This is a genomic window from Streptomyces sp. NPDC002886 (assembly GCF_042888445.1).
Lineage (GTDB): Bacteria > Actinomycetota > Actinomycetes > Streptomycetales > Streptomycetaceae > Streptomyces.
In genome coordinates this window covers 614,679-627,863 of sequence record NZ_JBIAPV010000002.1, presented here as the reverse complement: position 1 = coordinate 627,863, position 13,185 = coordinate 614,679, and the positions used below count along the sequence as shown (strand labels likewise).

Here is a 13,185-nt window from a genome sequence, read left to right as displayed (position 1 = left end):
TCCCGACCTGCGCATACGCTCCGGATTCGGGAATGCGGGGCCGTGGGGCACCGTTGTGGCGATCATGACTGACGTGCTGCGCTACACCGCCTTCTCCGACGACCCGGCCGGCGGCAACCCCGCCGGTGTCGTCCTCGACGCCGCGGGCCTCGACGAGGCCGCCATGCTGAAGATCGCCGCCGAACTGGACTACAGCGAGACGGCCTTCCTCACCGCCCCGCCCGAGGGCCTGGGCGGGGAGCCGGGCAGGGCCTTCTCCGTGCGCTACTTCAGCCCCAAGGTGGAGGTCCCCTTCTGCGGGCACGCCACCGTGGCCACGGCCGTGGCGCTGGGCGAGCGGATCGGCCCGGGCGAGCTGGTCTTCGCGACCCGCGCGGGCACGGTGCCCGTCTCGGTGACCCGGGAGGACGGGGCCGGCGGCCTGCGCGCGACCCTGACCAGCGTCGAACCCCACACCGAGGACCTGGACCCGGCCGACCTCGCCGAGGCCCTGGCCGCCCTGGACTGGCCGGCCGCCGACCTGGACCCGGCGTTCCCGCCGCGGATCGCCTACGCCGGAGCCCGCCACCTGGTGCTGGGCGCCGCCACCCGGGCCCGGCTCGCCGACCTCGACTACGACTTCGACCGGCTGGAGGCGCTGATGCGGCGCCTGGACCTGGTCACCGTGCAGCTCGTGTTCCGGGCGGGCCCGTCGGAGTTCCACGTACGCAACCCCTTCCCGGTCGGCGGCGTCGTCGAGGACCCGGCGACCGGCGCGGCCGCGGCCGCCTTCGGGGCGTACGCCCGCGAGGTCGGCCTCGTCCCGGACGAAGCCGTCCTGACCCTCCACCAGGGCGCCGACATGGGCCGCCCCGGAGTGCTCACCGTCGAGCTGCGCGCCGGCGACAGCCGGGTCCGGGTCGGCGGCGCGGGCGCGCTGATCCCGTAATGCGAACCGAGGGGACCATCCAGGAGTACGAAGTCCTGCCCTCCGGGCTCGCCGAGCAGGTGGCGGGTCTGGAGGCGCGGGCCTGGCCCGGGTCGTCCCCCGGGCACGACCCGGCGCTCGCCCCGCGCGCGGTCCTGCTCCTCGACGCCGACGGGCGGGTCGCCGCCTGCCTGGCGCTCCTCCACAAGCCGGTCCGGCTCGCGGACGGGCGTACGTACCGCGCGGCCGGGCTGAGCGGCGTGGTCACCCGGGCCGACGTACGGGGGCGCGGGTACGGGGGCCGGCTGGTGGCGGCGGCCCGCGCCGGGCTCGCCGCCGATCCGGCGGTGGACCTGGCGCTGTTCAGCTGCGACCCGGAGCTGGTCCCGTTCTACGAGGCGGCCGGCTTCGAGGTGCTGCCCGGCACGGTCCTGGTCGGCGGCACCCCCGAGGAGCCGCTCGCCACGGACGCCCCGGGCCTCGGCAAGACGGTGCTCGGGGCGTTCTTCGCCCGGGGCGCCGGCGGCACCGGCGCGGCATCGGCCGCGGACGACGAAGGCCGCGCGGACCAGGTCCGCGCGGCCTTCACCGGCATCCGCGTCCCCCTCTACCCGGGGACGATCGACAAGCTGTGGTGAGTCAGGAGCCGCTGGGCGCGGACTCCGGCTTCGACTCCGACTCCGACTCGGGCTTCGGCTCCGGCTTCGTGCGCTTGACCAGCGACGGCGCCAGGAACAGGGCGAGCACCGGCACCAGGTACAGGGCCCACACGATCAGCTGGAGCACGGTCGGGTCCGGCTGGAAGTTGAAGGTGCCCTTGAGCAGGGTCCCGTACCAGCTGTCCGGCGGGATCGTCGCGCTGATGTCGAAGGCCTTGTTGTTCAGCCCCGGCAGGAAGTCGGCCTCCTGGAGGTCGTGGACGCCGTACGCGAGCACGCCCGCGGCGACCACGACCAGCATGCCGCCGGTCCACGTGAAGAACTTCGCCAGGTTGATCTTCAGCGCGCCGCGGTAGAACAGCCAGCCCAGCAGGATCGACGACCCGATGCCGAGCAGCACGCCGATCAGCGGGGCCGCGCCGTCACCGGCCGCGTGGACCGAACGCCACACGAACAGCGAGGTCTCCAGGCCCTCCCGGCCGACGGCCAGGAACGCCGTCGCCACCAGGGCGCCGGTGCCCATCGCGAGCGCCGCGTCGAGCTTGCCCTGGAGCTCGGCCTTCAAGTGCCGCGCGGTGCGCTTCATCCAGAAGACCATCCAGGTGACCAGGCCGACCGCGACGATCGACAGGGTGCCGCCGATCGCCTCCTGCGCCTTGAAGGTCAGTTCCTGCGTGCCGAATTCGAGACCCGCGCCGAAGGCCAGGGACAGGGCGGCGGCCAGGCCGACGCCCACCCACAGCGGCCCCAGCTTGGCCTTGTTCCCGGTCTTGACCAGATAGGCGATGAGGATGCAGACGACGAGGCTGGCTTCCAGCCCCTCGCGCAGCCCGATCAGATAGTTGCTGAACACTTCGGTTCTCCCGGTCCCTTACGCGAACAGCGTCCGGCCCCACCAGTCGTCCTTGTCGCGGACGCCCGGCGGGACGGCGAAGACGGCCGAACCCACGTGCTGGATGTATTCGTTGAGGACGTCGGACTTCGCCAGCTTGCGCTGGATCGGTACGAAGCCGGTGCGCACGTCGCGCTGGTAGGCGAGGAAGAACAGGCCCGCGTCGAGGCGGCCCAGTCCGTCGGTGCCGTCGGTGAAGGAGTAGCCGCGGCGCAGGATCGTCGCACCGTTGTTGGTGTCCGGGTGCGCGAGGCGGACGTGCGCCTCGGGCTTCATCGCCTTCAGGAACGGCTCGTCGCGCTCCTTGGACTTGCCGACGGGGGCACCCTCGCCCTTGTCGCGGCCGAAGATGTCCTCCTGCTCGCCCAGGGGCGTGCGGTCCCACGTCTCGATGTTCATCCGGATCCGGCGCGCCACGAGGTACGAGCCACCGGTCAGCCAGTCGCTGCCGTCGCCGGCGCCGACCCACACGTGCTTGTCCAGGGCGGCCTTGTCGGTGCCCGAGATGTTCCGGGTGCCGTCCTTGAAGCCCATCATGTTGCGCGGGGTCTGCTCGTCAGGCGTGGTCGAGGAGGTCTTGCCGAAGCCCAGCTGCGACCAGCGCACCGCCGTCTTGCCGAAGCCGATGCGGGCGAGCTGGCGGATGGCGTGCACCGCGACCTGCGGGTCGTCGGCGCAGGCCTGCACGCACAGGTCGCCGCCCGAGCGGGCCTGGTCGAGGTTGTCGCCGGGGAAGAGCTCCAGGTCGATCAGGGCCTCGGGGCGCTTGCCCTCCAGGCCGAAGCGGCCCTTGGCGAACAGGCCCGGCCCGAAACCGATCGTCAGGGTGAGGCGGGAGGCCTTCAGACCCAGCGCCTCGCCCGTGTCGTCCGGCGGGGCCTCCGGGAGGCCGCCGTAGCCGCCCTCGCCGACGGGCTGCCCGGCCGTCATCAGGCGGGCCGCCTCGGTCCAGTCCTTGAGGAGCTGGACCAGCTCGGCCCGGTCCTTGGTCTTCACGTCGAAGGCGGCGAAGTGCAGGCGGTCCTGGACGGCACTGGAGATGCCGGCCTGGTGCTCACCGTGGAACGGCACGGCCGCGCCGGCCGAAGCCGCCGAGACCATGTCGGGGCCCGAGTTCAGTGCGATGGCCGTACCACCGGCCGCCGCCGCGCCGAGCGCGAGGCCCGCGCCGCCCCAGCCGAGGACGGCCCGGCGCGAGGGCGCGCCCGAAGCCGGGCCCGCCTGCTCCGGCGTGCCCTGCGCGTGGTCCTGCGCGGGCTGCTGCCCGGCCACCGACTCGCTCATGTGAGGTTCTCCCGCCTGCTCTGCTGTTCCGGAGTTACTTCGCGGCCGCGGCGGCGAGCTTCGAGAGCGGCTCGGCCAGGGCGTTGACGCCGTCGGAGAGCTCCTTGCGCTCGGCCTCGCCGACCTTGTCGTACGAGGTGAACTCGTAGGCGGCCTTGTTCGGGCGGTACTTCTCCAGCAGGTTGTTCAGTGCCGCGAACTGCTTGTCCAGCTCGGCGGTGAGCGCGGGGTCCGTCTTCGAGGTGATCGGCTTGAGCAGCTCGAAGGCCTTCTCGGCGCCCTCGACGTTGGCCTTGAAGTCGACCAGGTCGGTGTGGCTGTAGCGCTCTTCCTCACCCGTCACCTTGCCGGTGGCGACCTCGTCGAGGAGCTCCTTGGCGCCGTTCGCCATCGAGGTGGGGGTGATCTCCGCCTGGCCGACCTTCTTCTGCCACACGGCCAGGTCGGCCATCAGGGTCTCGGCGAGCTTCTTGTCCGCGTCGTCGATCTTGTTGCCCTCGAAGAGGGACTTCTCCAGCTTGTGCCAGCCGGTCCATTCCTGGCCGGCCTCCAGGCCGTCCTCGCGGACGTCGACCTTGGGGTCGATGTCACCGAAGGACTCGGCGACCGGCTCGGTGCGCTCCCAGCCGATGCGCGAGGGGGCGTACGCCTTCTTCGCGGCCTCGACGTCGCCGGCCTTGACCGCGTCCGCGAAGGCCTGCGCCTTGGGGATGGTCTCGTCGGCCTGCTCCTGCACGTACTTGCGGTACGCGGCGACCGCGGCGTCGGCCTCGGGGCTGCGCTTCTCCGTGCCGCCCGTGCCGGTGGCCTTGACCTGCTGGCGGATGCCGTCGCCCTTCATGCCGGGCTTGCAGGCGATCTCGTAGTCGCCCGCCTTGAGCTCGGCGGTGATGGTGGCCTTGGTGCCGGGGCCGATGTTCTCGCGCTCGGCGACGATGCGGTCGTCGGGGAAGAGCACGTAGAGCTCGGTGACCTTGGAGCCCTTGTTCTCGACCTCGAAGGCGACCTTGCCCGCGGGGAACTCCTTCGTGGAGACCTCGCAGGCGGAGTCGGAGGCCGCCACCTTGATGGTGCCGTCGCCGGACGCGTCGCTCTTCTCGGAGCAGCCGGTGACCGCGGTGAGGGCGGCCACGACGGCTGCCGCGGTGACGACGGAGAGGCGGACGGGACGCATAGGGGGCTCCTGGCGGTCTGGCGTTCGGCAGACGACCGTCCCGATCGGGTGGGGGCGGCCGGTGAGGCGGACCTAACTTAACCGAGGCTTACCTGACCCATACCCGTGCGTCCAGTGATTCAGCCCACACATTCGAGGGCCGGACACGGGGCCGTTACGAGTGCCCCACGCCGGGCCCATGCGCAGGTCAAGCGGAGGTCAAGCCCAGGCGGCCGTTCCGTACGGCGGAACCGTCCGCTCCGGGCCGCTCCGGCCCGCCGTTCCGTACGGGGACCACCAGCGGTGCCCCGGTGCGCGGGTGCGGGAGGACCTCCACCGGCTGGCGGTACACCCGGCTCAGCAGCCCGTCCTCGAACACCTCCGCCGGCGGGCCGTCCGCCGCGATCCGGCCGTCGTGCAGCACGGCGACCCGGTCCGCGTACGCCGCCGCCAGACCCAGGTCGTGCAGGACCACCACGACCCCGTCCCCGGCCGCCGCGCGCTCCCGGCAGATCCGCAGCACCAGTTCCTGGTGGCGCAGGTCCAGCGCCGCCGTCGGCTCGTCCAGCATCAGCAGCGGGGCGCCCTGCGCCAGTACGCGGGCCAGCGCGACCCGGGCCCGCTCGCCGCCCGAGAGCCCCGAGAACGGGCGGGCCGCGAAGCCCGTCACCTCGGTGGCGGCCATCGCGGCGGCCACCGCCTCCTCGTCGGAGCCGGCCGCCTCGGTGCCCGCCCAGGGGGCGCGGCCCATCCGTACGACGTCCTCCACGGGAAAGGGGAAGGCCAGTTCGGCCGATTGGGGGAGCACCGCCCGGCGCAGGGCCAGCTCGGGGGCCGGCCAGTCGCCCATCGGTCGGCCGTCGATCCGGACCTCCCCGGAGGCGGCCGGCAGGTCCCCGGACAGGGCCGCCAGCAGCGTGGACTTGCCCGCGCCGTTCGGTCCGACCAGGGCCAGCACCTCCCCGGCGCGCACGGTCAGCCCGATCCCGGCGAGCACCTCGCGCCCGCCGAGCCGTACGCGCAGGTCCGTGACCTCGGCGAGCGGCGCGCCGGGGGCGGGCCGGGCGGGAACGGTGCGCCCGTTCCTGCGGAATGCGGCGAAGCGGACGCTCATGCCCAGCCTCCTTGCTTGCGGCGGGTGCGGCGCAGCAGCCAGAAGAAGAACGGGCTGCCGAGCAGGGCGGTCAGCACGCCGAGCGGCAGCTCGGCGGGCTGGGCGAGGGTCCGGGCGGCCAGGTCCCCGGCGACCAGCACCACGGCTCCGCCGAGCGCGCTGCCGGGCACCAGGAAGCGGTGGCCCGGACCGTTGGCCATGCGCAGCAGGTGCGGCACGAGCAGCCCGACGAAGGTGATGATCCCGGCCACGGCGACGGCCGCCGCCGTCAGCAGCGCGACGACCAGGATCAGCGCCAGGCGCAGCCGCTCCACGTCGACGCCGAGGTGACGGGCGGGCCGCTCGCCGAGGGAGAGCAGGTCCAGCTTGCGCGCGTAGAAGGGGGCGATCAGCAGCCCGGCGAGGGCGCAGGGCAGGACGGCCAGCACCTTGGGCCAGGTGGCCTGGGCGAGGGAGCCGAGCTGCCAGAAGGTGATCTGGTTGACCTGGCCGCTGTCGGCGAAGAAGACGAACAGGCCGATCAGGGCGCCCGCGAAGGCGTTGACGGCGATGCCGGTCAGGATGAGGGTGACGACCTCCGTCCGGCCGCCGTTGCGGGACAGCAGGTACACGGCGCCGACGGTGATCAGCCCCGCGACGAACGCGCAGGCGGTGACGGTCCAGTTGCCGAAGAAGGTCAGGCCCAGCCCGATCGCGGCGACCGCGCCCACGGCCGCGCCCGCCGAGATCCCGATGACCCCGGGCTCGGCCAGCGGATTGCCGAACACCCCCTGCATCAGCGCCCCGGCACAGCCGAGAGCGGACCCGACGAGCAGGGCGAGGACCACACGGGGCAGCCGTACGTTCCACAGCACGCTCTCCCCGACCCGGTCGAGGGCGGCGCCCCCGAGGCCGAGGCGGTGCTGCACCGACCCGATCACCTCCCCGAGCGGGATCTCGTACGCCCCCACGCCGGCGGAGACCAGCGCGAGCAGGACGAGTACGGCGGCCAGCGAGCCGGTGAGCCAGGCGGAACCCCACCGCCGCCGGGGCGGTGCGCCGGCGGCGGTGGGCAGGGCCCGGGACGCCGCCCGTCCGGGAGCGGGAAGGGGGCCCGCTCCGGGCGGCGTCTCGGGGGCTTGGTCGTACGAGAGGGACACGTCAGGAGGCCTTGCCGTAGAGCTGGGTGATGAGGGAGGTCAGGACCTGGTCGGTGCGCGGACCGTAGTTGAGCAGGACCCCGTCGTCGACGCTGACCACCCGCCGGTCCATGCCCGCCGGGGTCTGGGCCACGCCCGGGATCTTGACCAGTCCGTCGACGCCGCCGACGGACTCCAGGCCCTTGGACATGACCAGGATGGCGTCGGGCGCGGCGGCGGCCAGGGCCTCGCTCGTGATCGGGGTGAAGTCCTTGCCGAGCCCCGACTCCGGGCCGGTGTCCACCGCGCCGGCCGCCTCCAGCAGGGAGCCGGCGCCGGAGTCGGAGCCGCCCATCAGATAGACGGAGGCGGTGCCGCGCAGGTAGAGGAAGGCCACGCGCGGCTTCTTGCCCGAGGCGGGCAGGGCCGTGCGGGCGGCGGCGATGCGGTCGGCGGTGCGCCGGTTCAGCTGCGCACCGGCTTCCTTGACGCCCAGCGCGGCGGCGACGGTGTCGGTCCGCTTCGCCACGTCGTCCAGGGACTTGGCCGGGGCCACCACGAGCAGCGGGACGCCGGCGTCGCGGATCTGCTGGATCGCCTCGGCGGGGCCGGACGTGGTCTCGGCCAGCACCAGGGTCGGACGCAGCGACAGCACGCTCTCGGCGGAGACGTCGTGGCCCCGCGTCACCACCGGGAGGTCCGCCGCCTGTTCGAAGGTGGCGGTGATGTCCCGGGCGACGACCTTGGGTCCGAGTCCGAGGGTGTACACGATCTCGTTGAGGCCGCCCGTCAGCGGGATCACCCGCTCCGCCGAGGCGACGGTGACCTGTGCGCCGTCCGCCGAGGCAACCGTCGCCGGGAGCGCGGGCGCGGGCGCCTGCGCGAGCGGCTCCACCCGGTCCGGGAGGGCCGGGGCACCGGTGGCGGGGGAGGGGGCGGCCGTACCTCCGCAGGCGCTCACGCCGAGTGCCAGGACCACGGCGGTCAGGGCGACGGCGAAGCGGGACAAGCGGGTTGACGCGGCGGGCGTAGGCACGAAGGCACCGTCCTGATCGTCCGACTGGGAGTGGGGCCCGGACCGAGGCTCCGAAGGTTCCGGGGGCCAGGGGGTTTCACACCCGGCCGAACGTAGCTTAGGTTAGCCTAACCTCGCTCGCTAGACCCTGGAGGGGACATTCATGTCCGCAAGACCCGCCCGTGCTTCCGCCGTCGCCCTGCTGGCGACCCTGGCGGCCCTGCTGGGAGTCCTGCTTCCGGCGACCGCCGCCCAGGCGGCGGGCCGCACCGTGGAGGGCGGCCGACTTGACTGGGGCATTAAATCCTCCTTCCAGAGCTATGTCACCGGGCCGGTGGCCAAGGGCGGGTTCAAGCTGAAGAACGGAGCCGCCACCGCGGGCGGCAGCCTGTTCCGCTTCCACTCCGCCAGCGGCTCCTACGACCCGGACAGCGGCTCCCTGCAGGCCTCCTTCAGCGGGGGCGTCACCTTCCAGGGCCACCAGAAGCCGGACGGCACGTACGAGCTCGACATGAGCGTCAGCCGCCCCACCATCAAGATCAGCGGCGGCAGCGGCACCCTCTACGTGGACGTCTCCAGCAAGGCCAAGGAGGGCGGAGCGGTCACCACCGCCTCCCAAGTCCCCTTCGCCGAGCTGGGCCTGGGCGGGGTGAACATGAAGGGCGGCGGCAGCCCGATCGCCCTCGCCAACATCCCGGCCACCCTCACCGAGCAGGGCGCCAAGGCCTTCGCCGGCTACTACGCCGCGGGCGCGCAGCTCGACCCGGTCTCGCTCTCCGTGGACGTCAAGGCCGCGGCGGCCGAGCAGCCCGCCTCACCGTCGCCCAGCGCCCCGGCGGCGCAGACCCCGCAGGCCGGCGGGGCGTTCACCGACGCCGCCGTCGACTGGGGCGTGCGGCGCACCTTCCGCGAATACGTCTCCGGCTCCATCGGCCAGGGCAAGTGGGAACTGGCCGAAGGCGCCCAGGACGGCGGCGCGCTGTTCCGCTTCCCGCAGGGCAAGGGCGCGTACGACGGAGCGAAGGGCACCCTTGACGCCGCCTTCGCCGGCTCCGTGCACTTCACCGGGGCGCACGTGGACCTGAAGCTCGGAGCGGTCACGGTCAAGGTGGAGAACGGCAAGGGCGTGCTCTTTGCCGACGTCACCACCGGCGCGGACACCAAACCCGCCGTCCCGCTCGTCGAGTTCGACGCGAAGGGCCTCACGACCGAGGGCGGCCTCGCCACCCTCACCGAAGCCCCGGCCACGCTGACGGAAGGCGGAGCCCAGGCCTTCAACTCCATGTACAAGTCCGGCACGGAGATGGACCCCGTCTCCCTCGCGGTCGCCCTCGACGGAGCCGCGAAGCTCCCGGCCCTCCCGAACCTCGGCTCCACGGCCACCCCGGCCGCCCCGCCGGCCCCGACCCCGACCCCGGCCGCCGCCGCGAAGGCGGACGACTCCTCGAACACCGGCCTGTACGCCGCCCTCGCGGTGGCGGTCCTGGTCCTGGCGGGCGGAGCCACCTTCCTAACCCTCCGCAACCGCCGCGACGGCGACGCAGGCGCGGCCCCGGCCCCGGCTCCGGACGCGGCCTCGGCTCCGGCCCCGACTCCGCGCGTGGCCCCGACTCCGGCCCCGGACGCGGCCCCGACCCCGGACGCGGCCTCGGCTCCGGGCACCGGAACTCCGGCCGCTCCGGCCCCCGGGCAACCGGACTCCTCCGACTCCTCCGACTCCTCGGGGGCCGACGGAGCCGCTCCGCGCGGCTGACCGGCGCCCCGAACCCTTACCGCCCGCACCCGCAAGGCCCCGCACCCGCAGGGCCCCGCACCACCCTGCCGTGCGGGCCGGGCCCATCCGAACCGGCCCGGCCCGCAAGCCCCGTACCGCGCTCACGCGCAACCCCCGCACCCACACACAAGCCCCGCAGGGCCCCGCAGGGCCCCGTACCGCCAGGGCTCGGCTTCGCCGTGCCATCGGACGCCCCGCACTTCCTCTCTTCCCTCGCCTCCTTCACCCCCGTTTCAGGAGACCCGCCATGTCATCGATCCGCCGCCCCGTCGCCCTCGCAGCCGCCGTGGCCACCTCCGCCGCGATAGCCGCCACCGCGTTCGTCCTGCCCGCCACCGCGGCCGGTTCCACGGCGCAGAGCGCCCCCGCGGCGCAGAGCGCCCCCGCGGTGATCCCGGTCGTCGGCGGCACCCTCGACTGGGGTGTGCTGGAGAGCTACCGCACCTATGTGACGACCATCGCCCAGGGCGAGATCACCGTCGCGGGCGGCGCGAAGAAGACCGCCAAGGGCTTCACCTTCGGCTCGGCCACCGGCGCGTACGACCCGGCCACCCACCTCGTGACCGCCGCCTTCAAGGGCAGCGTCACCTTCACCTCGGCCGCGCACCGCTTCGAGGTGAAGCTCGCGAACCCGCGCATCGACACGGGCAAGAAGCTGCTGATCATCGACGTCACCCGGGACGGCGTGCTCACCAAGAACGTCCCCTTCGCCAAGGTCGCCTTCGGCGGGCAGTCGATGGCCAACCTGGGCACCACGCTGACGGCCGACGCCGCCAAGCTCCTCGGCTCGGACAGCTACAAGGACAAGGCGGGCGACCCGCTGACGGCCGTACTGAAGTTCCCGCCGCAGCCCACCCCGAGCCCGTCCTCCTCGGCGAGCCCGACGAAGACGCCCACCTCGTCGCCCTCCACCTCTCCGACGAAGCCGACCCCGACCCCGACCAAGCCCGCACCGTCGAAGCCCGCCTCCCCGAGCCCCTCCGCCTCCACCAGCTCCCCGGCGACCGGCGGCCCGCAGAAGATCCTCGGCGGCAAGCTGGGCTGGGGCGTCAAGGAGTCCTTCCGGAAGTACGTCCAGAGCGCGGGCGGCACCGTCACCCCGGCGGGCGGCGCGGTCGCGAACGGCGACAGCTTCGCCTTCGGCGGCGGCAAGGGCACCCTCGACACCAAGGCGCGGAAGCTGAACGCCACCTTCGCGGGCAACCTGCGCTTCCAGTACGCCGGCCACGGCATCGACATGACCTTCGGCAACGTCCGCGTCAACGCCCAGGGCGACAAGGGAACCCTGGTCCTGGACGTGAAGACGGCCGCCGGGGTCAAGGCGAACATCCCCTTCGCCACGCTCGACCTCTCGAAGGCCGACTACAAGACCAAGAACGGCGTGCTCACCCTGAACGCGGTGCGCACCGCGCTCACGGCCGAGGGCTCCGCGGCCTTCGCCAACTCCACCACCGGCTCGATGTACCCGGTGGGCACCCGGGCGGACGACGTCAACCTGACGGTCTCGGTGGCCAAGGGCGCCGCCCTGACCCCGATCGGCACCGGCACCACGGGCGGCACCGGCAGCACCGGAGGCGGCGGCACGGTCGGCGGCGGCCTCGCCGCCACCGGCTCCGAGATCCCGGCCGGCGCGCTGCTCGGCTCCTCCGCCGCCATCATCGCCGCGGGCGGGGGCGCGGTGTTCGTCGCGCGCAGGCGCCGCACCGCCCAGATCTGACCCGTGCTTCAATTCCCGCGTGAACGATCTAGACGTCCTCAGGGTCTTCTGCGCGGGTGACGGCAGCCACGGCAACACGCTCGGCGTCGTACGCGACGGCCGGACCTGCCCCGACGATGCGTCACGGCAGGCACTGGCCGCCGAACTCGGCTACAGCGAGACGGTGTTCGTCGACGATCCCGAGCGCGGGATCGTCGACATCCGCACGCCCGGCACCCGGATGTCCTTCGCCGGGCACCCGTTGGTCGGTGTCGCGTGGCTGCTCGACATCGAGGAGCTCCAGCCCCCCGCGGGCGCCGTATGGGCGCGCGACGACGGGGAGTTCACCTGGATCAGCGCGCGGCCCGAGTGGGTCGAGGGCAAGCGCACCGAGCAGTACGCCGATGCCGCCGCGGTGGACGCGCTGCCCGGCCCGCCGCCGGGCGAGGGCTGGCTGTACGCCTGGGCCTGGGAGGACGAGGCCGCGGGCCGGATCCGGGCCCGCGGTTTCCCGCGGCGCCCGGACGGGGTGATCGTCGAGGACGAGGCCACCGGCTCGGCGGCGATCCTCCTGACGGCCGAACTGAACCGCGCCCTGAACATCACCCAGGGCAGGGGCTCCCAGATCCTCACGGCCCCGGCCCCGGACGGCACCGTGGAAATCGGCGGCCGGGTCCGCTTCGCCCCCTCCGGACCCGCCGGGGTGTGAGGCGCGGCGCAGGAGCACGGAAGGGGGGTGGGCCCGATGGGCCCACCCCCCTTCCCCGTTCAGCCCGCGGCCCGCGCTACGCGCTGAGCGGGAACTGCTCGCCCAGCTCGCGGAAGACCGCGCCGTTGAAGTCGAAGGCGCGCTTGCACTCGTCGATGATGCGCTGCTTCTCCAGGTCGTCCGCGGCGATCGTGTCCAGCAGCTCGCGGTAGGTCCGCTTGAAGGCGGCCGGGTTGGAGATGTCCGCGAAGACGTAGAAGCGGACGCCGTCGCCCTTGCGCTCGAAGCCCCAGGTCCGCTCCGCCTTGTCGCGGATGATCTGGCCGCCGGAGAGGTCGCCCAGGTAGCGGGTGTAGTGGTGGGCCACGTACCCGCCCGGCCAGGAGGCGGCGCACTCGGTCACGCGGGCCGCGTAGGCCTCGGTGGCGGGCAGCGCGACCAGGCTCTCGCGCCATGCGGGACCCCGCAGGTGGGCCAGGTCCCGCTCGATCTCGGCGAGGCGCATCAGCTCGGGCTGTATGAACGGCCCGGCCACGGCGTCGCCCCTGAGGGCCTCCGCGGCGTCCTCCAGGGCCTTGTACACGAACCACAGCTGCTCGGTGTAGCGGGTGTAGGCGTCCACGCCGAGACGGCCGCCCAGCAGGTCGCTCATGAAGGTAGACGTCTCCGCCTCGGTGTGCTGCTCGTGCGAGGCGACACGGATGACGGTCGAGAAGGCGTCCAAGGCGGACCTCCGAGGAATCGGAAGAAAAGGGAGGAACAAGGGTGGAGCAAGGGTGAGACAGGTGTGGCGGCCGTGCCGCCACACCCGATCCTCCTTCTTAGGCTTACCTAAGTCAATATGTTCCCGACGCCTTGTCGGCA

The 13,185-nt window shown here is 73.2% G+C and carries 12 protein-coding genes; 5 read left to right on the top strand and 7 right to left on the bottom strand.

All coding sequences use genetic code 11. From position 1 onward, the window contains the following. Positions 1 to 64 precede the first annotated feature (64 nt). Both ACFYYB_RS08980 and ACFYYB_RS08975 read left to right on the top strand, forming a co-directional pair. Complete coding sequence (locus ACFYYB_RS08980; RefSeq protein ID WP_389434143.1) at positions 65 to 928, top strand: PhzF family phenazine biosynthesis protein; 864 nt, start codon at positions 65 to 67, stop codon at positions 926 to 928. Beyond that, complete coding sequence (locus ACFYYB_RS08975) at positions 928 to 1,545, top strand: GNAT family N-acetyltransferase (protein WP_389434142.1); 618 nt, start codon at positions 928 to 930, stop codon at positions 1,543 to 1,545. The genes ACFYYB_RS08980 and ACFYYB_RS08975 overlap by 1 nt, the downstream gene beginning before the upstream one ends. Position 1,546: 1 nt before the next feature. Here ACFYYB_RS08975 and efeU read toward each other — a convergent pair whose 3' ends face one another. From efeU to ACFYYB_RS08945, 6 genes are all read right to left on the bottom strand, one after another. Next, positions 1,547 to 2,419, bottom strand: coding sequence for an iron uptake transporter permease EfeU (gene efeU / locus ACFYYB_RS08970; RefSeq protein ID WP_389434141.1), 873 nt, complete (start codon positions 2,417 to 2,419; stop codon positions 1,547 to 1,549). An 18-nt stretch (positions 2,420 to 2,437) separates the two neighbouring features. Further along, entirely contained in the window at positions 2,438 to 3,742 is a 1,305-nt protein-coding gene (gene efeB / locus ACFYYB_RS08965) for an iron uptake transporter deferrochelatase/peroxidase subunit (RefSeq protein WP_389434140.1), read from the bottom strand. Positions 3,743 to 3,776: 34 nt separating this feature from the next. After that, on the bottom strand, positions 3,777 to 4,916 hold the full coding sequence (efeO, locus tag ACFYYB_RS08960; protein WP_389434138.1) for an iron uptake system protein EfeO: 1,140 nt from the start codon (positions 4,914 to 4,916) through the stop codon (positions 3,777 to 3,779). 187 nt (positions 4,917 to 5,103) lie between these two features. Continuing rightward, positions 5,104 to 6,009, bottom strand: coding sequence for a heme ABC transporter ATP-binding protein (locus tag ACFYYB_RS08955; RefSeq protein ID WP_389434136.1), 906 nt, complete (start codon positions 6,007 to 6,009; stop codon positions 5,104 to 5,106). After that, positions 6,006 to 7,148 carry a FecCD family ABC transporter permease gene (locus ACFYYB_RS08950; protein ID WP_389434134.1) on the bottom strand — a complete coding sequence of 381 codons (1,143 nt, stop codon included), beginning with the start codon at positions 7,146 to 7,148 and terminating at the stop codon, positions 6,006 to 6,008. The genes ACFYYB_RS08955 and ACFYYB_RS08950 overlap by 4 nt, the downstream gene beginning before the upstream one ends. 1 nt (position 7,149) lies before the next feature. Further along, entirely contained in the window at positions 7,150 to 8,163 is a 1,014-nt protein-coding gene (locus tag ACFYYB_RS08945; protein WP_389434132.1) for a hemin ABC transporter substrate-binding protein, read from the bottom strand. Between the two features lie 142 nt (positions 8,164 to 8,305). On the opposite strand from ACFYYB_RS08945, the gene ACFYYB_RS08940 reads away from it, so the two are divergent. The 3 genes from ACFYYB_RS08940 (at position 8,306) to ACFYYB_RS08930 (ending at position 12,321) form a co-directional block, all read left to right on the top strand. Beyond that, entirely contained in the window at positions 8,306 to 9,895 is a 1,590-nt protein-coding gene (locus tag ACFYYB_RS08940; RefSeq protein ID WP_389434131.1) for an HtaA domain-containing protein, read from the top strand. A 268-nt stretch (positions 9,896 to 10,163) separates the two neighbouring features. Further along, on the top strand, positions 10,164 to 11,633 hold the full coding sequence (locus ACFYYB_RS08935; protein ID WP_389434129.1) for an HtaA domain-containing protein: 1,470 nt from the start codon (positions 10,164 to 10,166) through the stop codon (positions 11,631 to 11,633). 19 nt (positions 11,634 to 11,652) lie between these two features. Beyond that, the gene (locus ACFYYB_RS08930) at positions 11,653 to 12,321 is read left to right on the top strand and encodes a PhzF family phenazine biosynthesis protein (protein WP_389434127.1); all 669 of its coding nucleotides are present in this window, start codon (positions 11,653 to 11,655) and stop codon (positions 12,319 to 12,321) included. A gap of 76 nt (positions 12,322 to 12,397) precedes the next feature. Here the strand turns inward: ACFYYB_RS08930 and ACFYYB_RS08925 are convergent, their stop codons facing one another. After that, a complete protein-coding gene (locus tag ACFYYB_RS08925) occupies positions 12,398 to 13,045 on the bottom strand; it encodes a heme oxygenase (biliverdin-producing) (RefSeq protein ID WP_389434125.1) in 648 nt (215 codons plus the stop codon). Between the last annotated feature and the right edge of the window lie 140 nt (positions 13,046 to 13,185).

Coding starts and splice junctions, on each gene's coding strand:
- efeB (WP_389434140.1), bottom strand. CDS start 3,742: ATGAGCGAGTCGGTGGCCGGGCAGCAGCCCGCGCAGGACCACGCGCAG.
- ACFYYB_RS08975 (WP_389434142.1), top strand. CDS start 928: ATGCGAACCGAGGGGACCATCCAGGAGTACGAAGTCCTGCCCTCCGGG.
- efeO (WP_389434138.1), bottom strand. CDS start 4,916: ATGCGTCCCGTCCGCCTCTCCGTCGTCACCGCGGCAGCCGTCGTGGCC.
- ACFYYB_RS08955 (WP_389434136.1), bottom strand. CDS start 6,009: ATGAGCGTCCGCTTCGCCGCATTCCGCAGGAACGGGCGCACCGTTCCC.
- ACFYYB_RS08980 (WP_389434143.1), top strand. CDS start 65: ATGACTGACGTGCTGCGCTACACCGCCTTCTCCGACGACCCGGCCGGC.
- ACFYYB_RS08935 (WP_389434129.1), top strand. CDS start 10,164: ATGTCATCGATCCGCCGCCCCGTCGCCCTCGCAGCCGCCGTGGCCACC.
- ACFYYB_RS08940 (WP_389434131.1), top strand. CDS start 8,306: ATGTCCGCAAGACCCGCCCGTGCTTCCGCCGTCGCCCTGCTGGCGACC.